Consider the following 23,569-nt stretch of genomic DNA (forward strand, 5'->3'; position numbering starts at 1 on the left):
TGATGGCTGGCTTTGCTGTCGTAGGCGCCATCCGCATAAACACGTTCCAGCTTACGCCGCAGAGGGTTGAGCAAGGTGGGCAACACCTCGGCATCATGGACATTTTCCAATGACACTTCTGCTGCCACGATATCGTGGGTTGCCGGGTCTACCGCCAGATGCAACTTGCGCCACACTCGCCGCTTCTCGGCGCCGTGTTTTCTGACCTTCCACTCGCCTTCGCCAAACACCTTCAGCCCGGTTGAATCGATAACCAGGTCGGTAATGCCTTCCTTTGGGGGCTGTCGATAAGCCACTGTCACCGTGCGTGCTCGCTTGCTGACACAGCTATAGTCCGGCGCACACAGCGGTACGTTCATCAACTCGAACAGGGAGTCGAGTAGTCCCTGTGTTGCTCGCAGAGTGAGGTTGAAAATCCCCTTGAGCATCAGGAAGGTTGCGATGGTCTGGTCAGTGTAAAGCTGGCTGCGGCCCCGCCGCCCATGATGGTCGTGGTGAAACCAATTGTTCATGGCGGCGGCATCAACCCAGAAGGTGAGTGAACCACGGTTAATCAGGGACTTGTTGTATTGAGGCCAGTTGGTGATGGGGTGAAGCGATGTGCCCATGATGCAGACTTGAAGAGGATGGTGGTGATCAGATCACCAAGTCCTCAGTTAGTTCTATTCAAGCTGTATCGATTTGGGAAACAACGCCCCAAAAACTATACAGCCAGCATGGCAGAACCGAACAATATCTCCGACCAGGCAAGATTGGGCTGCACCAGCAGTCGCTGATGGCGCGCCCTTGGTAGGGCTATTGCCTCTGCCATGCAGGCTTGTTGTGGGGAAGCTGCTTTGTTGATTTTTCTGTCAATTTTAACGCTGTGGCGGGGAGAGCGTCAAAGGGAGTCACTATACTTCCATCACGGGGTCCCGTTGGAGATGGCGATGGAAAGTTCATTTGGCGAAAAAATGCAGAGCGTACATGCCACGCTCAGGCAGCGCTTTGACAAGCTGAGTCGGGTGGCCATCGCGATTTACGATCCCCATACCGATCAGCTCAAGACCTTTGCCCACAGCACCGAGGGGCCCTCGCCACTGGTGCAGTATGAGGTGAAGCTGAGCGATGTCCCCTCCCTGAGTTATCTGGCGGAGCACAAGCAGCCCCGGGTGCTCGGCAATCTCGATGCCCTGCGTGGCTCGGCATCGGAGCACAGCCGCAAGGTGCTGGAGGCGGGTTATGCCTCCAGCTATACCGAGCCGCTGCTGTTCAACAGCAAACTGTTTGGCTTTCTGTTTTGTGATGCTATGGAGCCGGGATATTTCGAGGAGCCGATCCGAAGCGAGCTGTCGGCCTATGCCCAGGCGCTCTCGGCCATCATTGCGGTGGAGTTTTTCTCCATCCAGACCCTTGGCGGCGCGCTGACCACGGCGCGGGAGTTTAGCCGCTATCGGGATGAGGAGACCGCCAACCATCTGCACCGGATGTCGGCCTACTCCCGGCTGATCGCCAAGACGCTGGCCCCGACTTGCGGGCTGAGCGATGAGGAGGTGGAGTTTATCTACCTCTTCTCCGAGCTGCACGACATCGGCAAGATCGCGGTGCCGGACGCCATTTTGCTCAAGCCAGGCAAGTTGACGCCGGAAGAGTTCGAGATCATGAAGATCCACCCAGGCAAGGGGCGTGAGATGATCAGCCTGATGATCAACGAGTTTGGTCTCGATGGCATTCATCACACCGATATGCTGACCAACATCATCGCCAGCCATCACGAGCGTTTCGACGGCACCGGCTATCCGCTGGGGCTGGCGGGGGAGGCGATCCCGTTGGCGGCCCGCATCGTGACGGTGGCCGATGTGTTTGATGCCCTGACCAGCGAGCGCCCCTACAAGAAGGCCTGGCCGTTCGAGACGGCGTTTGCCTATCTGGAGGAGCATGCCGGCAGCCAGTTTGATCCCGCCTGTGTCGCCGCAGCCCTGCACAACAAGGCCGAGTTTTATGCCATCTATCAGCAGTATCAGGATCCGGCCTGCTCTGCGAGCGTGGCGGCCAGCGGCGCCGAGCCGGGTTGAGCGTGTGTGATGAGCTTAAGGGGCAATACGGCGGATCAAGCATGACGAGGAATAAATATAGAGAGAGGGCACCAACAGGTGCCCTCTCTCTTTTATGCGCCTCTCGATTCCACGTGCCCTTATTTTGCCGACCTTCTACCTGTGGCTAGGGCGGCTGCGGTCAGGTTACTTTTTGGGCGTCGGCTCGCTGATCTGATAGAGGTGATCCGCGCAGGCGCTGGAGCAGCCACAGGGGCGCACCTCTTTATCTTCCCGTTTCTGGGCAAGCTGGTATTGGCGCCACCAGATGATGGTGCCCATGGCCAGGATCAGTACGAACGAGGCAAGCAGGCTCAACAACCAGATGGACATGATCTCTTCTCCTTGATGGTGATGACATGCACGGCGATGGCATCAGTGATGATGGCAGCAACCGCCCTGCTGGTTGGCGCCTTCACTGCCGTGGCAACAAGTATGGCCTTGTCGTGAGCTCTCTGCCTGATTGCCACCACTGGCGCAACAATGACCTGAGTTGCTGTTACAACCACCGTGACAATGGCCATGACTCGAGCCTGCGCCGACGGGCTGGATGGCACGGATAGTCGCCTTGCTCTGATGACGACGAGACGGACGCCCCTGACTGGCCGCGGTAAGAGGTTGCAGATTGGCGGGGGCCAGCAGCGCGGGCAGCGGCAGGCGGGCAGAGCGGCACTGCAGCACCCGGATATTGGCCGCCAGCAGGCGCCCCAGCATTCGTTCGCCGATATTGCGCACCACCACCTGACCCACCTGATGATGGGCAAGGGCGTCGAGCAGCGCTTGCTTGCCGTGGCAGCCTTCGGCTGCGGCCGGATTGGGCAGGGTGGCGATGACGTTCCCTTCGGGGTTAAGAATTTGCAGCTGCTCGGCACGGGTAAAGTGGCCAGCCAGCAGCCCCTGACTCAGCATCAGGGCGCTGTTGCTGGGGTTGGTGGTCATGGTTGTGACAGCATTCATGTCGGCTCTTCTCCACTGGTTGGGTGGTCGGGCTCGGCGGGTTGCATCATCAATGCCTTGCCCAGACTCAGACACTCCACCACCTTGTAGCGCCCTTTTTTCAGGATATTGGCCAGGGTCTGGCGGGAGACCCCCATCACCAGGGCGGCCTCCTGCTGCTGCATTCCTTGAAGGTCGACGAGGCGCAGAGCCTCGAACTCGTCAGGGGCCAGCGTGACCTGTTCCAGCTGATGCATGGGGCGGCCGTTGGGTTTGAAGCAGCTGTTGGCGGGGCGGCCACAGATCTGGCGGGCAATCTTGGGTCTTGGCATGGTGGCTCCTAATTGGCATAAGCCATTTATACGCTCATATATAGCATATGCCAATAATTTTGTCGGGTGTAGAGAGCTGCGCCAGTGCTATTCATGGTAGAGGGGGGCAAAGAGAGGGAGGAGGAACACGTACAAACGCTGTGAAGGTGGCAGAAACGACGCAGGCCCGAACATGGTTCGGGCCTGCGGTTTTGCAGAGGATGGTCGATCTATCCCGGCGAGCTTACGCCTGTTCGGCCTCGGCCACTGGAGCTGCGCTCTCGCTACCGTTGGCGAAGCGATCCGCCCACAGGGCAATCACGCCGTCACCGGTGACGTTGCAGGCGGTGCCGAAGCTGTCTTGCGCCAGATAGAGGGCGATCATCAGGGCGATGGAGGCCTCACCGAAACCGAGCATGGAGGTGAGCAGGCCCAGCGCCGACATCACGCCACCACCCGGTGCGCCCGGGGCGGCGATCATGATCACCCCCAGCATCATGATGAAGGGGAGCATGGTCTCGATGCCCGGAATGGCCAGATGCTCGGAGAGGAACATCACCGCGGTGGCACAGGTGACCAGGGTAATGGTGGAGCCACAGAGGTGAATGGTGGCGCACAGGGGCACAGTAAAGTTGGCGATACCGTCGCTCACCCCGTTGTTCTTGCTCGATTGCAGGGCGACCGGAATGGTGGCGGCGCTCGACATGGTCCCAAGCGCGGTGAAGTAGGCGGGCAGCATGTTCTTGATAAGCTGGGCCGGTGAGCGGCCAAGGGCCAGACCGGTACCCACGAACAGTACGGAGAGCCAGATCCAGTGCATCAGGATCGCCATCACCAGCACCACGCCGAAGGTCTTCAGGGTAGCGAATACGGTGCCTTCCACCGTCATCTCGACAAAGACGCCGGCGATGTAGAACGGCAGCAGCGGGATGATCACCTTGGCCAGCAGGCGGTCGATGATGTCACGGCCCTGATCGGCGACCCGGCGCAGATCGGTGGCCTGGGTGGCGCTGATGCCGATACCGAACACGAAGGCGGCGGCCAGTGCTGACATCACGCCAAACAGCGGCGGGATCTCCAGATTGACGTAGGAGGCGAGCTTGATGGCCGTGGCCGTGGTGGGCTCGGCGGCGGTGGTGAACTGCGGGATCAGGTGGCTCGCCACGGTAAAGGCGAACAGCCCCGCCAGAATGGTGGAGCAATATGAGAGGGCCACGGTTTTGCCCAGCAGCTTGCCGGAGTTTTTCGGCAGGCTGGCGATGCCGCTCATGATGAAGAACAGAATGATGAGCGGAATGGTGAAGGTGATCAGCTGACCTATCACTGTCTTGGCCGTAAACAGCACGCGCGCCACCCACTCAGGGGCGTAGAGACCGAGCAAGAGACCGGCAAGGATGCCAGCAATGAGTTTCAGGACAAGTTTCATAAGGAAATCCGGAGTTGGTTGTATTGTCTGTTTTGTTATTAAAATTTGATATTAATCACACTTTTTAACACGTAAGCCGTGTTATGTCTGCCTTTTCTGCGTTAACGCCGAGTTAAATATTGTCGAAAGCCAAGATCGCCGACTAGCTGTCGGCTTGGCGTTGAACGGGAAAATCCGTGATGAATTAGCCCGTTAGGTGGCCTGATGATCGCCATGCAGCAACATGACGTACTGGCTGGCGTGTTGACCTGTGCATGATGTCGTGTTGGTCGAGGCGGTTTCCATCGGCGCCAGTTGTAGCGCTATCCCGGATGTGGTGACCAGTTGCTGTAGCTGATGGTGACTTATCTTGCCGCTTGGGGGCAGGGGGAAGCAGAGCGGAGCACCCGCTTTGAGCAGGGTCGCCAGCTGTTGCAACAGGGGGACAAGGGTGGCCGCGTCGCTATCAAGCGGGCGGCTCAGCCAGATGCCATCGTAAGGGAGCACCGAGTGCATCTTCGCCAGCGGGCAGACCCGCACCGCTTGTCCGGATTGCTGTGAGGCAACTCTGGCGTCGGCCAGTACAGCTTCACAGGCGGTGACCACATACCCTTCTGCACGCAGCCAGCAGAGATCCTCCCCCATACCGCACAGACCATTGAGCAGGTGAGCGCCGGGTTTGAGGCGCGCCACAAAGGCAGCTCGAACGTGGGCGTGCTGGTCGTTAAATGGCCAGGAAGCGGGGATGGCATCAGAGTGTGGCACAGGGGTTACCTCAAGCAGGGGGCGCACAGGGTAACAAATCGGGGCCAGACTGCCAAAGCGCGCGGTCAGGCCCCGATTTGGATGGGTGAGAGTTGCCGGAGCCGGTTAGCGGTCACAGGCAGGCCCGTGGGGTTGGGCCAGCATGGTGAACATGCTCTCTATCATAAAGGCGGATTCGCCCTGCAGGTCTATCCGCCCCGGAAAGTGGAGCCAGTTGATGATGTAGCCATCCAGAGTGCAGTGGAGCAGGGTGGCGGCGCGCTGCAGGTTGAGGTTGGTGGGCAGTTGGCCCCGCCGTACCGCATTGGCCAGGGTGGTCTCCAGGTCCCGGAAGAAGTTGGCGGACTGGCTGCGGATATGCTCGCGCAGTGAGATGGCTTCCCCCTCCAGCGATTCGAGATTGAACAGGATGGTGAACATCTGCCGCTGGGCCGGATTGTGAATGAAGCTGTGGAGCACCCCTTCGAAGAAGAGGCGCAGTTGCCCCAGCGGATCCGGCTCATCTGGGTTGAGGCAGGCATCGAGCTGGTGGGCGAGGGGGCTGCAGAGCTCCTGCCAGAGCGAAATGAAGAGTTCATCCTTGTTCTTGAAGTGCCAATAGATGGCCCCGCGGGTCAGGTCTGCCGCCCTGGCGATGTCGGTCAGGCTGGTCTTGGCCAGGCCCTGAGAGCAGAACAGATCCAGCGCCGTGCTCATGATGTGGCAGCGGGTTTGCTGCGCCTCTTCTTTGGTTCGTCTGGCCATCGAAATTTGTGCCTCATGCAAGTAAAAAGTCACTTACATACATTTATGAATGTATGTATATTGCCTCATCTTTCGACTATTTACCAACAGGGCCCATGCGGCCCTGATTGTTCATTGACTGGCAAAGGCTCAGGTGTTTCATGCATAAACATATTCTTGCTCGTTCAGTTGGTCTTGCCTTGCTGGCTACAGGCTTGCTGGCAGGTTGTGGTGACAAGGGGGGCGCACCCCAGGGACAGGGCGGCATGCCCCCCGCGGCGGTCAACGTGGTGACCCTGCAGAGCGGTCCGCTGATGTTGACTACCGAGTTGACCGGCCGCAGCGCCCCGCTGCGGGTGGCCGAAGTGCGTCCGCAGGTGAGCGGCATCATCCTCAAGCGCCTCTTTACCGAGGGAAGCGATGTGAAGGCGGGCGATCTGCTCTATCAGATCGACCCGGCTGTCTATCAGGCGGCGGTTGCCAGCGCCAAGGCCAATCTGGCCAAGGCCGAGGCCAACGAGCAGAGTGCCCGCCTCAAGGCGCAGCGCTATCAGGAGCTGCTCAAGGTCAAATCCATCAGCCGTCAGGACTATGACGACGCCGACGCCAGCTGGAAGCAGGCCAAGGCGGAGATCATGGCGAGCAAGGCGGCCCTGCGCACTGCCGAGATCAATCTCGGTTACACCCGCATCACTGCCCCCATCAGCGGTCGTATCGGTAAATCCGCGGTGACCGAGGGAGCGCTGGTGACTGCCCAGCAGGCTGACAGCCTGACCGCCATCCAGCAGCTCGATCCCATGTATGTGGATGTGCGTCAGTCCACTGCCGATCTGCTGCGCCTCAAGCGGCTGGTCGCCGAGGGCAAGCTGACCCAGGACGAGCAGAAGGGGGCCAAGGTGACCTTCCAGCTGGAAGATGGCTCCACTTACGGCGAAGAGGGCTCGCTGCAGTTCTCCGATGTGACCGTGGATGAGACCTCCGGCATGGTGACCCTGCGGGTGATTGTGCCCAACCCTCACCAGCTGCTGCTGCCCGGCATGTTCATGCGCGCCACCCTGCAAGAGGGTGAGCGGGCGCAAGGGCTGCTGGTGCCGCAAACTGCCGTGACTCGCACCCCCAACGGCGGCGCCACCGTGATGGTGGTAACCGCTGACAACAAGGTGGAGCTGCGCAACGTGCAGCTGAGCCGGGTCGTCGGCAGCAACTGGGTGGTGGAGTCAGGCCTCACCTCCGGCGAGCGGGTGATCGTGGCTGGCTTGCAGAAAGTACGACCGGGCGCCGTGGTCAATCCCGCCGAGCAGGGTGCTGATGCACCGTCTGCTCAAGCTGCGCCCAACACCCCGGCCAACAAGTAGGATGGAGTAGTCGCTTCATGGCTCGATTTTTTATAGACAGACCCATTTTTGCCTGGGTGATCGCGCTGGTGATCATGCTGGCGGGCAGCCTGGCCATCATCAAGTTGCCGGTCGCCCAGTATCCGAGCATTGCGCCGCCCGCTGTCGGTATTTCCGCCAGCTATCCGGGCGCATCCGCCAAAACGGTGGAGGACTCGGTGACCCAGATCATCGAACAGAACATGACCGGGCTGGATCACCTGCTCTACATGTCCTCCCAGTCTGACTCCGCGGGGCGGGTGTCGGTGACCCTCACCTTCCAGCCGGGGACCGATCCCGATATCGCCCAGGTGCAGGTGCAGAACAAGCTGCAGCAGGCGATGTCGCTGCTGCCACAAGAGGTTCAGCAGCAGGGGATCCGGGTTCAGAAGACCTCCAGCAGCTTCCTGATGGTCGCGGCCTTCATCTCCAGCGATGGCTCGATGAACAACGACGATCTGGCGGACTATGTGGTCTCCAACATCAAGGAGCCTCTGAGCCGTCTGGACGGGGTAGGGGATATCACCTTGTTCGGCAGCCAGTACTCCATGCGGGTCTGGCTCGATCCCAACAAGCTCAACCGGGTGCAGATGACCCCGGGGGATGTGCAAGCAGCCATCAAGGCGCAGAACGCCCAGGTCGCGTTTGGCAAGCTGGGTGGCACCCCGTCGGTGGAAGATCAGCAGTTCACCGCGACTATCATGGGGCAGACCCGTCTCTCTACCGTGGAGCAGTTCAACGACATCCTGCTGCGGGTGAATCAGGATGGCTCCAAGGTACGGCTGAAAGATGTGGCCCGGGTCGAGCTGGCAGGCGAAAGCTATGACGCCGATGCGCTCTACAACGGCCAGTCTACCGCCGCGGTTGCCATCAAACTGGCGACCGGCGCCAATGCGCTGGATACCGCCGAGAAGGTGCGTGCCAAGCTCAATGAGCTGTCGGATTACTTCCCGGCCAACATGGAGATCGTCTACCCCTACGACACCACGCCGTTCGTGAAGATCTCCATCGAGGAGGTGGTGCAGACCCTGATCGAGGCGATCTTCCTGGTGTTCTGCGTCATGTATCTGTTCCTGCAGAACTTCCGCGCCACCCTGATCCCGACCATTGCGGTGCCTGTGGTGCTGCTCGGTACCTTCGGGGTGATGGCGGCGTTTGGTTTCTCCATCAATACCCTCACCATGTTCGGTATGGTGCTGGCCATCGGTCTGCTGGTGGATGATGCCATCGTGGTGGTGGAGAACGTGGAGCGGCTGATGAGCGAGGAGGATCTCTCCCCGCTGGAAGCCACCCGCAAGTCGATGACCCAGATCACCGGCGCGCTGGTGGGGATCGCGTTGGTGCTCTCCGCCGTGTTCGTGCCGATGGCCTTCTTCGGCGGCTCGACCGGCGCCATCTATCGCCAGTTCTCGCTGACCATCGTTTCGGCCATGGTGCTGTCGGTGCTGGTGGCGTTGATCCTGACTCCGGCGCTCTGTGCCACCCTGCTCAAGCCGATGAAACATGGCGAGTTTGGAGCCAAGCGCGGCTTCTTTGGCTGGTTCAACCGCGCCTTTGATGCGGGTACCAACCGCTATCAGAGCGGTGTGCGCAAGGTGATCAAGCAGGGCGTGCGCTACAGCCTAATCTACGGTGCCATGCTGGCGGTACTGGCAGTGCTCTTTATGCGGATGCCCACCTCCTTCCTGCCGGAAGAGGATCAGGGGGTTATCATGTCCATGGTGCAACTGCCGGTGGGGGCGACCAAGCAGCGCACCGAGGTGGTGCTGGCAGACATGCGCGACTACTTCCTGAAAAACGAGAAGGAGAACGTAGATTCCGTACTGACCGTATCTGGCTTCAGCTTCGCCGGTAGTGGCCAGAACGCGGGTATGGCCTTTATCAAGCTCAAGGACTGGAGCGAGCGCAAGAGCCCGGATCGCAGCGCTAATGCCATCATCGGCCGCGCCATGGGCTATCTGTTCAGCATCAAGGAGGCGCAGGTCTTCGCCTTCAACCTGCCTCCGATCCCGGAGCTGGGGACTGCGACCGGTTTTGACTTCTTCCTGCAGGATCGCGGCGGTATCGGTCACGACAAGCTGATGGCGGCGCGTAACCAGCTGCTCGGCATGGCGGCGCAGGATCCCACCTTGGTGCGGGTACGCCCGAACGGGATGGAAGATACGCCGCAGCTCGATATCAAGATCGACTACGAGAAGGCGCTGGCGCAGGGGCTCTCCATCGCGGATATCAACAACACCCTGGCTACCGCTTGGGGCTCGTCCTACGTCAATGACTTCGTCGACCGTGGCCGGATCAAGAAGGTCTACATGCAGGCGGATGCCCCCTTCCGGATGAACCCGGAAGATCTGAAACTCTGGTATGTGCGCAACAGTGCCGGTCAGATGGTGCCTTTCTCCGCCTTTGCCAGCACCGAGTGGAGCTTCGGCTCGCCGCGTCTGGAGCGTTACAACGGTGTGCCGGCGATGGAGATCGTCGGTGAGGCGGCGCCCGGCAAGAGTACCGGTGATGCGATGGCTGCTATTGAGCAGATGGTGAAACAGCTGCCGGAAGGGGTGGGCATCGAGTGGACCGGGCTCTCCTTCCAGGAGCGTCAGGCCGGTTCACAGGCACCTGCGCTCTACGCGATCTCGCTGCTGGTGGTGTTCCTCTGTCTGGCTGCCCTCTACGAGAGCTGGAGCATTCCGTTCTCGGTGATGCTGGTAGTACCGCTCGGGGTTCTGGGGGCCATTGTGGCTGCCACCCTTCGCGGATTGGAGAACGACGTCTACTTTCAGGTTGGTCTGCTCACCACCATCGGCTTGTCGGCGAAGAACGCGATCCTGATCGTGGAATTTGCCAAAGAGCTCTATGACAAGGGGATGGGCTTGGGTGAGGCGGTGGTGGAGGCAGCCCGTCTGCGTCTGCGCCCGATCCTGATGACTTCGCTTGCCTTTATCCTCGGGGTGCTGCCGCTGGTGATCAGCTCCGGCGCCGGCGCCAGCAGCCGTAATGCCATCGGTACCGGCGTGATGGGGGGGATGATCAGTGCTACCGTGCTGGCCATCTTCTTCGTGCCGCTCTTCTTTGTGCTGGTGATGCGCTACTTCACCAGCCACCAGAGCAAAGAGGCGCGCATGGCTGCAGCGGTTGAGTCAAAAGGTGACTGATGGCATGCAGATTTAGCTAATTTGAACAGAGTTCAATAAATCGCCAGCCAGCTTTGGTCTGACTGACAATCAAACAGGGCAACCCCATGGGTTGCCCTGTTTTTTTGTTCAAAAGAGCAACAGACGAAACTAAGTAACAACTTGAAGCTGATGCAATGAAACAGGCATTGTTCATTGAATGGCCTCAATTTGCTCCCTATCAAAACACTTTTAGCTGTTCATCTTCGGGGGAAACGGGATAGAATTCGGCATCAAATCGGGCTGACTCGGTGTGGCAAGCAGTTTCAATTAGCGACTGTTTACTTTATCCACACCGCCAAAAACACAATAATGCTGGAGGACATGATGACCAACAGCGTGAGCAATGTGGTGAAAAGCAGCAAACTGGGGGCTGTAACTCAGTGCGGTAGCTATGTCTGCTGTCTCTTAAAGCTCACTCAACAAGCTCCTTGCCCATCCTGTGATATATAACTATCCATGCACTTCTTTGAGTTCCGGCATCGTATCCCCCCGGGAAATAGTGAGTGTTTTAAATGGGTCTCCAGCTGTGTTGTGAGAGGCATTGTTGCCCAAATCGATGCACTTGAGGGGATTACCCGTCCTTCATGTAACAGCAAGATGGCCGTCAAGCGACGAGCATGCCTTTTATCACTCGTGGCAAGATAGGTATCAACTCAGTCTTTTGGGTGTGGCTTATTTTGTTTGGCGACTAACGAGATCGTACAAACTGGACTGAGTTCCCTTCCTCCTGTGATCTGCTATACGGAATAGCTATCTAGCCATGAGTCGCGTTTGGCCCTGATGAAAAATACAATGACTTTCACCTACAATAACATTTTTATATCATTACATATGTTGCCGTTATGCCTCAAGTTAGAGGCATATGTTAGTAAATTTAGCTTTCTCAATATACTGTTAAGGAGTGTGTTATGCTGTTTGATGTTTCAAAAGCTAAAGTAGGTATTATTGGTTTAGGTTATGTAGGTCTACCGCTCGCAGTTGAGTTTGGTAAACAACGTGAAACAATAGGGTTTGATATTAATCAATCTCGTATTAATGAACTTAGTTCAGGCAATGACAGTACACTAGAATGCTCTAGTTTAGAACTAAAAGAAGCATCGCATTTAATATATACTACAGCACTAGAAAAATTAAGTGAGTGCAATTTTTTTATTGTAACAGTACCGACACCAATTGATAATCACAAACAGCCTGATTTGACCCCATTAATTAAAGCATCTGACACATTGGGTCGCGTCATAAAAAAAGGTGATGTGATTGTTTATGAGTCAACTGTTTACCCCGGGGCTACAGAAGAAATATGCATCCCTGTTGTAGAGAAAGTCTCAGGGTTGAAATTCAACCAAGACTTTTTCGCTGGTTATTCGCCAGAGCGGATCAATCCTGGTGATAAAGAGCATCGAGTAACTAATATTTTAAAAGTCACCAGTGGTTCTACCCCTGAAGTAGCTGAGTACGTCGATCAACTTTATAAATCAATAATTGTTGCTGGCACACATAAAGCCTCGTGCATTAAAGTTGCTGAGGCAGCAAAAGTGATTGAGAATACGCAGCGAGATGTTAATATTGCACTGATCAATGAGCTATCGATCATCTTTAATAAGCTAGGTATTGATACCCTTGAGGTGCTTGAGGCTGCTGGTACTAAGTGGAACTTTTTACCATTCCGACCAGGTTTGGTAGGTGGGCACTGCATTGGTGTCGATCCATACTATTTGACCCATAAAGCGCAAAGTGTTGGGTATCACCCAGAAATTATTTTGGCTGGTCGCCGCATAAATGATGGCATGGGAGAATATGTAGTTTCTCAGCTAGTGAAAAATATGCTGAAAAAACGAATTCAAGTCGAGGGTGCAAATGTATTGGTGATGGGGTTAACGTTTAAAGAAAACTGCCCTGACCTGCGTAATACTAAAGTTGTGGATATTGTATCTGAGTTAAAAGAGTACAATATTAATGTAGATGTTATGGACCCATGGTGTTCAAATACAGAGGCTCAGCATGAATATGGCTTAAGCTTATGTGATGAAACCAAAGTAGATAATTATGATGCAATTATTATGGCTGTTGCGCACAATGAGTTCCGTGAAATGGGTGCTCAGGCTATTAGAGCACTAGGTAAAAGGGAGCACGTTCTGTTCGATTTGAAATACATTCTTGACAAAGAGAATGTTGATATGCGTCTATAACGTTTTTGGTTTAAAACGATAAGCAACTAGGCTGGGTAGAGTACTGAGTCCAGTCTAGTTAAATTTAATTATTATTTTTTCATAAATGCTCCGAGTATTTCTATGTCTCGTTATGATATTATTCAGCAACAATTGCTCGATTCACCAAAAGCTTGGCTAGTGACAGGTGTAGCTGGTTTTATCGGCTCAAACTTGCTTGAAAAATTACTTAAAATGAACCAAACGGTTATTGGCCTAGATAATTTTTCTACTGGACATAAGTATAATCTTGATGAGGTACGATCACTAGTTTCGACCGAACAGTGGACTCGTTTTCATTTTATAAAAGGTGATATCCGAGATTACTCTACCTGTCAGCAAGCAGTTAAAAATGTTGATTATGTGTTACATCAAGCTGCATTAGGATCGGTGCCTCGGTCAATTGCTGACCCGATCACAACAAATGCTACCAATATCACTGGCTTTCTGAATATGCTACATGCATCCAAAGAAGCGCAGGTGCAAAGTTTTACTTATGCAGCCTCAAGCTCGACCTATGGTGATCATCCAGCCTTACCAAAGGTTGAAGAAAATATTGGAAATCCGCTTTCTCCTTATGCTGTTACCAAGTATGTCAATGAGCTTTATGCTGGCGTATATGCACGTACATATGATTTTAAGACTATTGGTCTTCGGTATTTTAATGTATTTGGTATGCGTCAGGATCCCAAAGGGGCTTACGCGGCAGTTATTCCCAAGTGGACAGCCGCTATGATAAAGGGTGAAGATGTGTTTATTAACGGTGATGGCGAGACTAGTCGAGACTTCTGTTACATCGACAATGTCGTTCAAATTAACATATTAGCTGCCACCGCCACAGATAATGCAAAAAATAAAGTTTACAATGTAGCCGTTGGTGATCGAACCACTTTGAGTGAGCTATATCGTACTATTAAAAAAGCATTGCTGGAGAATGGTGTTAAAATTGATAAGGAACCAATCTATAGCGATTTCCGGGCTGGTGATGTTAGACATTCACAAGCAGATATAACTAAGGCTATTGAATACCTTGGTTATGAATATTCTCACCGAATTGTAGAAGGAATCTCGAAAGCTATGCCATGGTATAAGGAATTTACTACAAAGAGTTAATATAATTATATTGCCCTTCTTTATATTTAAAGAAGGGCATGCTATCTGTTTGTAACGGTTTTATAAAATATTAGGTTCATTTTATAGGCTCAATAAATATTTATATATTGGGGTGGTTTTTTTATCATAACAAAATTAAATTTGTTAGGTTTGTGATGTCTATATGATCTTTTAATCGAGCCCTAGTAAATTTAGAGTAAAATATGATAGCGCTCTTAAGCATAATACACATAGTATTTCTAATATATATATATCATCTTTCATCTGAAAGAGATAATACATATAAGACATTTGTTTTCTTATATTTATTTTACTCTTTTCCTGCTATATTTTCAGCTGATATAGTAATCTTTAATTTGAACTTCAATTATGTTCCGACAGAAGGGACTATACTACCATATATATTAACGGATGTTTTTATTTCGATTCTTCTTACATTTGATAAATGTATAAGGAAAGAGGTGAAACATAATTCAAACTTTAGACTTGGTGAAATACAAATATACATACTGAGCGTTTTTGCTTATATTAATTTCTTTTATCAAAATCATAGTTTTATTTTTGTAAATAAAAATGAGTATATCAACAACCTTGCATATTTAATCCCGAATCTTTTTATAATCACGATCCCAGCAGAATCCATTATAGTTGGTGCAGGTTTTTACCCACCATTTAAAAATAATAAATTAATTGTATTATGCAAAATAATGGCAGCTATAGTAGTAATACTATCGTTCTCTATGGGATATCGGCATTTGTTATTTTTATCGCTGTTATTGTTATTATTTAAATCAAAAAAAATAAATATATTATTACCGTTATTTTTGTTTAGTTTTTTTGGGAATTTTTCGGATGCTATTAAATATGCTATATCAGGCTATCTTTATAATGATAGTTATTCGTTTTCAGAAAATATCTCGTATGTCTTTAGCAATGTAGAAAATTTCGTTCGGTTTTCAGGAGAGCAAATTTCAATTGTTAGCAATCTTTCACTCGGTCTTGATTCATTAAATGAGAATGCGATTATTGATGTTCTAAATATCTTGCCTATGTCTAGCTTGCTCAATGTTGAGTGGGGAGCTGAAACTACCTCTCGTTTAGGTGATTTGGTTGGGGTTGGATTAGGCCAAGGAACTGCTTACAACTTTCAGCTCTTTGTATTGGAAACATATGGTATAGGACTTTTTTTCATATTTTTTATTTTTGTTATACATAGATTATATGGGCTCTCTATATTTTCTGTTTATATTTTAGAAGTTTTTTACTCAATATTAAGAAATGGTCCTGCGTTCTACGCAGGACAATTGAAAATGTTATTTATGCTATTGCTGTTGACTGTCTTCATTAATTTTATCATTAATTCGGTTGTTTCACATAAAGCAGAAAGAGATATGAGTTTTGAAAATTAATATTGATGTGAAAACATTAAAAATGATATGTGTAGTTTCATTTTTTTTATTTTCTTCAAAATTAGCAGGTCTTTTAAAAGAGCTCGTTGTTGCTTCTCAATTTGGTGTGGGTTATGAAGTTGATAGCTATAGCTTTGTATTTGAACTATATACTTGGCCCATTGGGCTTTTCATGAGCGTGCTTACTGTTGTTTTGGTTCCTCTTATTTCTAGGGCGAAAAGAGACAATGTTTATTGTCTTACATACTTTTCTCGAGAGATTTTCGGGGGAGTTATACTATTATCTTTGATTTTAAGTATTTTGTTTTATGTATACTTTAGCATGTATGGAGAGGAGATCAATTCTTATAGAAAGACGACGGATGCTATTTTAAATATATATCCATATTTTACTGTGTATTTGATTGCTGGTTTTCTTTCCACATTCATTTCAGTATTGATGATAGCCAATAGTAATCACACAAATAGTTTATGTGAAGGTATTATTCCTATATTCATAATGTTTTTTGTGATGATCTTTTCTGGCTATTTACCATTGACCTTAGGTTTAATTTCTGGGGCGTTTTTTCAGTTTTTACTCTTATATGGACTTTATACAAAAAGATATGGCTTAATTATTCCAAAGTTTAGCTTTTTGAGTATTGGGTGGCGCGAGTTTAAAAATGGTTTTTCTATCGTTCTTTTCGGGCAAATATTAATTAGCTCTACAACTCTGATTGATCAGGTTATTGCCTCTAAATTCTCAGAAGGAACATTAAGTACAATCTCATATTCAACTAAGATATCTTCCATCTTTATGGTTGTAGTTTCATTGAGCATTACTCGTGCAATGTTACCAATTTTTTCTCAAAGAGGTATTGTATCTGGAGTAAACGTATTGCGTGATAATGTAATTAAATGGGGAGGGGTCTTTTTGTTCCTTGGTTTTTTAGTAAGTGTGCTGTGCTCAATATATTCAGAGCGGATAATTAGCTTAGTGTATGAACGGGGGGCATTCTTAAGAGAGGATGTAGTATCTGTATCTCGTTTTTTTTCTATTTCCTCATATCAATTCCCATTTTATTTCTCTGCAATGGTGTTTATTACATTCTTTAATGCTCAAAGACGGTATTTATTTATAATGCTTAGTGGTTTAGTTGGTTTTTTAATAAAGGTTGCTTTTTATTTTCTTTTTATAGACATTCTGGGAGATGAGGTTATTATATATTCAACGGTATGCATGTATGCTGCAACGTTTTTATTTTTCTTTGTATCAATTTTAATGTTGAAAGTAAAATGAACATAGCCTTTATTATTCATTCGATGTCAAATGGTGGTGCAGAAAGGGTTGTCGCTAGCCTATCTAACTATTTTTCCTCAATTGGGCATAATGTCACAATATTAACACAAACAAGTAACGAGTGTTTCTATGCTCTTGATAAAAGAATAAAGATATATAATCTATGTGATAAAGAAAATTCCGGATTTAGAGGGTATCTTGAGCGTGCTTTTTATATTAGAAAATTCATAAAAAATATAAAAATCGATATAGCTATATCTTTTATGACGTCTTCTAATATATCGCTATCTATGGCGTCTATGGGGCTAGATTGTAAAGTATATGGTTCAGAAAGAACCTATCCGCCATTACATAAAATCCCTAAAAAATTACAATTATTAAGAAATGTTTTTTACCGATTTCTTGATGCCATTATTGTTCAAACAAATGATACAAAAGAATGGTTCGATAATAATGTAATAACAAAATCTGTGATTGTGATACCAAACCCAGTAAATTATCCTCTATGCGATACGAGGCCTATAGTTGATGTCCCCATTAGGCGCTCGGGTAGAAGGATAATAGTTAGTGTCGGGAGGTTAGTCAGTAGCAAGGGTCACGCTAAACTAATTCAAACATTTTCTGATTACAGGGAGAGTATTCCAAACGCTGATCTCTATATATTAGGAGATGGCAAGGAATATGATGCTTTAAAAAAGATGGTCTTTTCTTATAGTCTTCAAGATAGGGTTTTTATCATCGGTAGGGTTGGTAATATATCTGATTGGTATAAGTTTTCTGATGTTTTTGTTATGGCATCAGAATATGAAGGGTTTCCAAATGTTTTGCTCGAGGCTATGAGTTTTGGTTTGCCATCAGTTGTAATGGATTGTCACTCTGGGCCAAGAGACATAATTGATGGTAGGAATGGGATTTTAGTTAGTATGAATGATTATGATGCGCTTTGGAATTCTGTTTCTCTAATTTTGAATGATAAAAATAAGTATGAAGATATATCTATGAATGCCAAAGAAGTAATTCGGAAATACAATATGGAATCTATCGGTGCACAATGGCTATCATTATAAGTATGAGACTATATGGATAAATACGTATTTATTCTGCCTTCTGATTTAATTGGAGGTGCAGAGACGAACTTACAGAAATTGGTTAGATTCTTGTCAGAGAGAGGCTCACTTGTTTATGTAATTTTTCTTTCTTGCCATAAAACTTTAAATGAGTCAATGTGGGAGGACATGAATGGTGTTCATTACATGTTCTCTCCTACTAAGCGTGAGAGTATAGGCTGTATTTGGCTGCTATGGATTATTTTAACCAATAGAAATTTATTTAGTCTTTCATTCAAATATGGTATCACTAGTCATGTACACTGTAATTCTTTAATCTCAATATTAAAGAGAGTTAGGCTAATTAATATCGATAAGTTAATTTTAAGAGAGTCAACCAATGTTTTTTCTTGGTTTAGCGGGATTAAATTAAGCTTGATTAAAATTTTATACCGATTCTATGACGAAAATGCGTGTATTATTTGTCAAACGGGTAAAATGAAAAGTGAATTGCTTTCAAATATACCAAAATTTATGAAGATGGATGTTCGTGTAGTTAAAAATCCAGTTGATTTAAATTATCTTTCTAGAAGACGACTAGAGAACTGTAATATAATCGATAAAATTTTCCCCTCCATATCTGACTCCAAAATTATTTTATCTGTTGGTCGACTAGTGAAAGAGAAGGCGTATGATGTTTTGTTAGAATCCTTTAGCTATCTTGATGATGGCTATCAGTTGATAATCGCTGGAGATGGACCGGAAAGGAAGAGCTTAGAACAGCAGATTGAGATTTATGGTTTAAAAGAACGAGTACATTTAGTTGGAATGTTAACTAATCCTTATCCTTTAATGGCAAATTGCTATCTAAGTATAGTTTCTTCTAGGCTTGAGGGCTTTCCTAATGTTCTATTAGAAAAAATGTTCTTATCTCCACGAGTTGTATCTACAAATTGTGCTGATGGGATTGACGAGATTCCTGGGATTTATTGCTGTGAAATAGATAACCCAAGAGCCTTGGCTGATAGTATACTTCTCGCTGAAATAGAGGATGAGAATAGTTTTCTTGAAAGAAAGCATACTATGCTTAAATATCTTAATGACTTAAGTGTTGAGTCATTTTTTAAAAAAATAACATAAATATAATATCCTAAGAGGTTTATAAAGTGTGTGGTTTCGCTGGGTTTTATAATGACAGACTAGTTGCTAGTGATGCAGCTATTATCCTAGATAGTATGGGGAAAGCTATTATTGAGAGAGGGCCTGATAGTGCTGGCATCTGGTATAACAATGAAGATGGTATTGGTGTTGTTCATCGGCGGCTAGCAATTGTTGATTTATCTGAAGCCGGTCATCAGCCCATGGCGTCAAATACAGGACGTTATATACTTGTATATAATGGTGAGGTTTATAATCACGAAGATCTTCGCTGCGAGTTAGAAGAAATCTGTCCAAGAGAATGGCGAGGGCATTCAGACACAGAAACATTATTAGCTGCCATAGAGCAATGGGGGCTTAAGATTACGTTGCAAAAGGCCACAGGAATGTTTGCACTTGCTCTGTGGGATACTCAAAGTAAAATATTACAATTAGCTCGGGATCGTTTCGGTGAAAAGCCCTTGTATTATGGTTGGTTGAATGATGTCTTTTTATTCGGTTCTCAGCTCAATGCTCTCCGTTGTCATCCTATTTTTCGGCCGGAAATAGATCGTGATTCAATTACACTTTTATTACGGCATAATTACATCCCTGCACCTTATTCAATATATAAAAATGTATATAAACTGTTGCCTGGTAGCATCCTTACGCTAGAAAAAGGAAAGACCGTTGATATTGAAACTTACTGGTCTGCACGTGATGTTATGTCTCGTTGTAGCGCCAACGAGGATACTGCACCAGTAGAAGAGCAACTCGCAACATTAGAAAAAATGCTTAAAAAAGCTGTCGCTAGGCAGATGGTTGCCGATGTGCCTCTGGGGGCGTTTTTATCTGGTGGGGTAGATTCATCATTAGTTGTTGCCTTAATGCAATCCCAGTCCCCTATGCCAATAAAGACATTCTCTATTGGTTTTGATGATCCACGATTCAATGAGGCTGAATTTGCTAAGTCTGTAGCAAAACATCTTGGAACTGAGCATACAGAATTATACGTAACCGCAGAGGATGCCTTAGCTGTCGTACCAAAACTTGCAGATATATATGATGAACCTTTTTCAGATTCCTCTCAAATTCCAACCTTCTTGGTTTCACAGATTGCGCGTCAGCATGTAACGGTATCATTATCAGGTGATGCCGGAGATGAATTATTTTGTGGCTATAATCGTTATTTGTTGACTGCCCGCTTATGGAATAAGATTAATTCGGTTCCAATTCTACTGCGCAGAATTTTAGCTGCTACGTTAACATTTGTTCCCGTTAAATCTTGGAATCGTATTTCAAAAATATTACCAATGAAGGCTAAAGTAAGTAATTTTGGTGATAAGTTACATAAAGCAGCTGCTGTATTAACCTGCCGTGATGCAGAAGAGCTGTACTTAGGTCTTGTATCACACTGGCAAAAACCTGAAGAGATCGTACTTGGCAGTAAAGAGCCTAAAACGGTACTTACTGATCCTGAGCGAAAAGCCAAATTTTCAGACCCAATACTGCAAATGATGGCCCAAGATACTTTGAGTTATTTACCTGATGATATTCTTGTCAAGGTCGATCGAGCTGCAATGGCTGTCTCTCTGGAAACTCGCGTCCCATTCCTTGATCATGAAGTGCTTGAGCATGCTTGGCGTCTACCTAAAGAGTTAAAATTAAACGAAGGGCAATCAAAGTGGTGTTTAAGGCAGATTTTGTATCGTTATGTGCCAAAAGATCTGATTGAGCGACCAAAAATGGGCTTTGCTATCCCCTTGGATTCTTGGCTACGCGGTCCTTTGCAGGGGTGGGCTGAGGACTTATTAGATGAGAAGCGTTTATTAGAAGAGGGTTTTTTTAACTCCAATCTTGTTCGTAAAATGTGGCAAGAACATTTATCTGGTAAACGAAATTGGCAGTATCAATTGTGGGACATATTAATGTTTCAAGTGTGGTATCAGAGATATCATAAATGACAAAAAAATTGTTGTTTTTAGTCAATGTTGACTGGTTTTTTGTTTCACATAGATTGCCTATAGCATTGGCTGCACAAGACGCAGGTTATGAAGTCCACATCGCATGCGCTTTTATTGATAAATACGACTTTCTGCTACAGTTGGGTTTTAAACTACATCCACTTGAACTATCGCGTACCGGTACGAAATTGATGTCTGAAATAGTTTCTTGCATTAATTTTTTTAAAGTATTGAGAGTAGTTAAGCCAGACCTAGTGCACTTAGTAACGATTAAGCCTGTTCTCTATGGAGGCATTGCCTGCAGGCTACTTGGCGTGCGGAATCGTGTAGCATCAATATCAGGTTTAGGATATGTTTTTATTGCGACTGGGCTCAAAGCGACTCTCATGAAAGCTGGGATCTCTGCACTTTACAGGTTTGCACTAAAGAGTAAGCATTCCAAAGTTATTTTCCAAAATGCTGATGATATGCAGAAATTTATTAATATCAATGCGATATATCCACAGCAGGTTGTAATGATCCGAGGCTCTGGGGTAGACCTCGCTTCATTCTCTTTCGTAGCTGAACCAGAGGGTATACCAGTTATTATGCTTATGGCAAGATTGTTAATTGATAAAGGAGTTTTAGAATTTGTAGAGGCAGCCCGGATAGTGAAATATCAAGGCGTTAAGTGCCGCTTTGTATTAGTTGGTAATACTGACGAAAATCCTAAATCAGTTTCCAGTACACTCCTGAATACTTGGATAAATGAAGGTGTTATTGAATATTGGGGATATAGTGATAATCCTGCAGAAACTTACAGCAAGGCAAATGTGGCAGTGCTACCGAGCTATCGAGAGGGATTGCCTAAATCTCTTATTGAAGCTGCTGCTTGTGGTCGCGCGGTGATAACTACTGATGTTCCAGGGTGTAGGGATGCAATCTTACCAGATGTTACTGGCATATTGGTTCCTGCAAAAGATGCAAAATCCTTGGCCGAAGCTATTTCAGTGCTCTGTGAAAATAGTCAACTTCGTAAACGGCTTGGTTCTGCTGGTAGAAAGCTTGCTGAAGATGAGTTCGATATTAAAAGTGTAATAAATACACATATATCTATTTATGAGAAGCTTTTGGAGTAAACAGTGCTTGAGCAAAAAATTTTAATTACTGGCTATACAGGTTTTGTCGGAAACGCGTTATTACCCCATATTTCTAATTCATCTATTATTTTGGTAGGTCGACATGATGTACGATCTGCATATGGTAAGTTTTATTGTCGGCGGTTAGATTCTAGTGAGCAGTTTGGTGATTGCTTGGAGGGAGTCTCAGTTATAATTCATTGTGCTGCGCAGGTTCATGTAATGAATGATAAGGCTGAAGACACAATCCCCGTTTTTAAAGAAGTGAATACGTTGGGAACTCTAAATTTGGCTCGCCAGGCCGCAACTGCTGGAGTAAAACGTTTCATTTTTGTTAGCTCTATTAAAGTTAATGGGGAGTCGACCTCCAGATGTTCTCCATTTCGTTTTAATGATTATTGTCATCCTCAGGACCCTTACGGCCTCTCTAAATATGAGGCTGAGATTGGACTCAAAAAATTGGCAACTGAGACTGATATGGAGGTTGTCATTATTCGTCCACCTTTAGTCTACGGACCAGGTGTAAAAGCCAATTTTTCATCATTGATGAACTTAGTTTATAAAGGGATTCCGCTGCCATTTGGTTGTATTACTCAAAACAAACGTAGTCTGGTTTCCATTTCGAATCTGGTAGATTTAATAATCACTTGTATTGATCATCCTAAAGCTGCAAATCAGGTATTTCTTGTTTCAGACGATCATGATGTATCAACTTCTGAAATGGTGCGAGAGATGGCAAAGGCACTAAATAAGCCTGTGTGGCAGCTACATCTGCCTGTTTGGTGCTATAAGTTAGCAGGTAAGCTTTTTAGCAAGTCGGATATAGTGGACAGATTGACTGGCTCATTGCAGGTTGATATCACCCATACGAAAGAAACCCTAGATTGGATACCAAAAGAAACAATGCAAGAGGGGTTTAAAAAAACAGCAGTTGCATTTCTTCAATCAAAAAGTAGCAGGTAATCATGTTTCGTCTCTTAGATTTTCTCGCCGCATTATTCGGTCTACTGTTGTTATGGCCAGTGTTGCTCATCGTTAGCTTTATCGGCTTATTTGACACAGGTTCCCCCATTTTTGTACAAGAACGTGTTGGGCGTTACAAAAAACCATTCAAGTTGATTAAATTTCGTACTATGTCGGTCGATACCCAGTCGGTGGCGAGCCACTTGGCGAGCACAAGTTCGATCACCAAGTTAGGTGCCTTTCTACGCAAGACTAAAATTGATGAACTTCCACAACTAATCAATGTGCTTAAAGGTGAGATGAGTTTGGTTGGGCCGAGACCTAATCTCTTTAATCAGGAGGAGCTGATAAAAGAGCGGGATGCCTTAGGGGTTTATGAGGTGTTACCTGGGATTACCGGCTTGGCACAGGTACAAAATATCGATATGTCGACCCCTGCATTGCTTGCCAAAATAGATCGGCAGATGATTGATACCCTCACCTTAACTAGCTACTTTCGTTATATCATCATGACTGCAACTGGTAGCGGTGCAGGCGATGCAGTTGGATCGAAATAATCTTGTACCGAGTAGCTTCAC

At 47.5% G+C, this 23,569-nt stretch carries 20 protein-coding genes; 13 read left to right on the forward strand and 7 right to left on the reverse strand.

Going from position 1 to position 23,569, the window contains the following annotated elements; all coding sequences use genetic code 11:
- Window positions 1-608 (reverse strand): IS5 family transposase (locus tag L972_RS14480; protein ID WP_047439252.1); only part of this gene is annotated, 608 nt, incomplete at its 3' end.
- Between the two features lie 321 nt (window positions 609-929).
- On the opposite strand from L972_RS14480, the gene L972_RS14485 reads away from it, so the two are divergent.
- Window positions 930-2,054 carry an HD-GYP domain-containing protein gene (locus tag L972_RS14485; RefSeq protein WP_021231198.1) on the forward strand — a complete coding sequence of 375 codons (1,125 nt, stop codon included), beginning with the start codon at window positions 930-932 and terminating at the stop codon, window positions 2,052-2,054.
- 165 nt (window positions 2,055-2,219) lie between these two features.
- On the opposite strand, the gene L972_RS14490 is transcribed toward L972_RS14485, so the two are convergent.
- The 6 genes from L972_RS14490 to L972_RS14515 all read right to left on the reverse strand — a co-directional run bounded on the left by L972_RS14490 (window position 2,220) and on the right by L972_RS14515 (window position 6,233).
- Window positions 2,220-2,405 carry a hypothetical protein gene (locus L972_RS14490; protein ID WP_005338109.1) on the reverse strand — a complete coding sequence of 62 codons (186 nt, stop codon included), beginning with the start codon at window positions 2,403-2,405 and terminating at the stop codon, window positions 2,220-2,222.
- Between the two features lie 42 nt (window positions 2,406-2,447).
- Window positions 2,448-3,029, reverse strand: coding sequence for a NifB/NifX family molybdenum-iron cluster-binding protein (locus L972_RS14495; RefSeq protein ID WP_047439103.1), 582 nt, complete (start codon window positions 3,027-3,029; stop codon window positions 2,448-2,450).
- The gene (locus L972_RS14500) at window positions 3,026-3,340 is read right to left on the reverse strand and encodes a DUF134 domain-containing protein (protein WP_005338107.1); all 315 of its coding nucleotides are present in this window, start codon (window positions 3,338-3,340) and stop codon (window positions 3,026-3,028) included. Before L972_RS14500 ends, L972_RS14495 begins: the two co-directional genes overlap by 4 nt.
- 223 nt (window positions 3,341-3,563) lie before the next feature.
- A complete protein-coding gene (locus tag L972_RS14505) occupies window positions 3,564-4,745 on the reverse strand; it encodes a dicarboxylate/amino acid:cation symporter (protein ID WP_005359180.1) in 1,182 nt (393 codons plus the stop codon).
- Between the two features lie 192 nt (window positions 4,746-4,937).
- Complete coding sequence (locus tag L972_RS14510) at window positions 4,938-5,489, reverse strand: hypothetical protein (RefSeq protein WP_047439105.1); 552 nt, start codon at window positions 5,487-5,489, stop codon at window positions 4,938-4,940.
- Window positions 5,490-5,594: 105 nt separating this feature from the next.
- Entirely contained in the window at window positions 5,595-6,233 is a 639-nt protein-coding gene (locus L972_RS14515) for a TetR family transcriptional regulator (RefSeq protein WP_047439107.1), read from the reverse strand.
- Window positions 6,234-6,373: 140 nt separating this feature from the next.
- Here L972_RS14515 and L972_RS14520 point away from each other — a divergent pair, with 140 nt between their 5' ends.
- The 12 genes from L972_RS14520 to L972_RS14555 all read left to right on the forward strand — a co-directional run bounded on the left by L972_RS14520 (window position 6,374) and on the right by L972_RS14555 (window position 23,548).
- The gene (locus L972_RS14520) at window positions 6,374-7,567 is read left to right on the forward strand and encodes an efflux RND transporter periplasmic adaptor subunit (protein ID WP_047439109.1); all 1,194 of its coding nucleotides are present in this window, start codon (window positions 6,374-6,376) and stop codon (window positions 7,565-7,567) included.
- A 17-nt stretch (window positions 7,568-7,584) separates the two neighbouring features.
- On the forward strand, window positions 7,585-10,734 hold the full coding sequence (locus L972_RS14525) for an efflux RND transporter permease subunit (protein ID WP_005350273.1): 3,150 nt from the start codon (window positions 7,585-7,587) through the stop codon (window positions 10,732-10,734).
- 929 nt (window positions 10,735-11,663) lie between these two features.
- Window positions 11,664-12,944, forward strand: coding sequence for a Vi polysaccharide biosynthesis UDP-N-acetylglucosamine C-6 dehydrogenase TviB (gene tviB, locus L972_RS14530; RefSeq protein ID WP_047439110.1), 1,281 nt, complete (start codon window positions 11,664-11,666; stop codon window positions 12,942-12,944).
- Window positions 12,945-13,046: 102 nt separating this feature from the next.
- Window positions 13,047-14,075 (forward strand): NAD-dependent epimerase/dehydratase family protein, encoded by a 1,029-nt coding sequence (locus tag L972_RS14535; RefSeq protein WP_047439115.1) that lies wholly within the window; start codon window positions 13,047-13,049, stop codon window positions 14,073-14,075.
- A 461-nt stretch (window positions 14,076-14,536) separates the two neighbouring features.
- The gene (locus L972_RS21485) at window positions 14,537-15,484 is read left to right on the forward strand and encodes a hypothetical protein (RefSeq protein ID WP_139714595.1); all 948 of its coding nucleotides are present in this window, start codon (window positions 14,537-14,539) and stop codon (window positions 15,482-15,484) included.
- The gene (locus L972_RS20985; RefSeq protein ID WP_081990734.1) at window positions 15,474-16,763 is read left to right on the forward strand and encodes a lipid II flippase MurJ; all 1,290 of its coding nucleotides are present in this window, start codon (window positions 15,474-15,476) and stop codon (window positions 16,761-16,763) included. The genes L972_RS21485 and L972_RS20985 overlap by 11 nt, the downstream gene beginning before the upstream one ends.
- Entirely contained in the window at window positions 16,760-17,830 is a 1,071-nt protein-coding gene (locus L972_RS20990) for a glycosyltransferase family 4 protein (protein WP_162504337.1), read from the forward strand. The genes L972_RS20985 and L972_RS20990 overlap by 4 nt, the downstream gene beginning before the upstream one ends.
- Before the next feature lie 12 nt (window positions 17,831-17,842).
- Complete coding sequence (locus L972_RS20995) at window positions 17,843-18,949, forward strand: glycosyltransferase (RefSeq protein ID WP_081990736.1); 1,107 nt, start codon at window positions 17,843-17,845, stop codon at window positions 18,947-18,949.
- A 26-nt stretch (window positions 18,950-18,975) separates the two neighbouring features.
- Window positions 18,976-20,910: an asparagine synthase (glutamine-hydrolyzing) gene (gene asnB, locus L972_RS14540; RefSeq protein WP_047439117.1), complete on the forward strand. Its 1,935-nt coding sequence runs from the start codon at window positions 18,976-18,978 to the stop codon at window positions 20,908-20,910.
- Entirely contained in the window at window positions 20,907-22,028 is a 1,122-nt protein-coding gene (locus tag L972_RS14545; RefSeq protein WP_047439120.1) for a glycosyltransferase family 4 protein, read from the forward strand. Before asnB ends, L972_RS14545 begins: the two co-directional genes overlap by 4 nt.
- A gap of 3 nt (window positions 22,029-22,031) precedes the next feature.
- Window positions 22,032-22,991: a UDP-glucose 4-epimerase family protein gene (locus L972_RS14550; RefSeq protein WP_047439121.1), complete on the forward strand. Its 960-nt coding sequence runs from the start codon at window positions 22,032-22,034 to the stop codon at window positions 22,989-22,991.
- A gap of 2 nt (window positions 22,992-22,993) precedes the next feature.
- On the forward strand, window positions 22,994-23,548 hold the full coding sequence (locus L972_RS14555) for a sugar transferase (RefSeq protein ID WP_005350304.1): 555 nt from the start codon (window positions 22,994-22,996) through the stop codon (window positions 23,546-23,548).
- Window positions 23,549-23,569 lie beyond the last annotated feature (21 nt).

It is taken from the genome of Aeromonas sp. ZOR0001 (genome assembly GCF_000801015.1).
In the GTDB taxonomy this organism is placed as follows: Bacteria; Pseudomonadota; Gammaproteobacteria; order Enterobacterales; family Aeromonadaceae; genus Aeromonas; species Aeromonas veronii.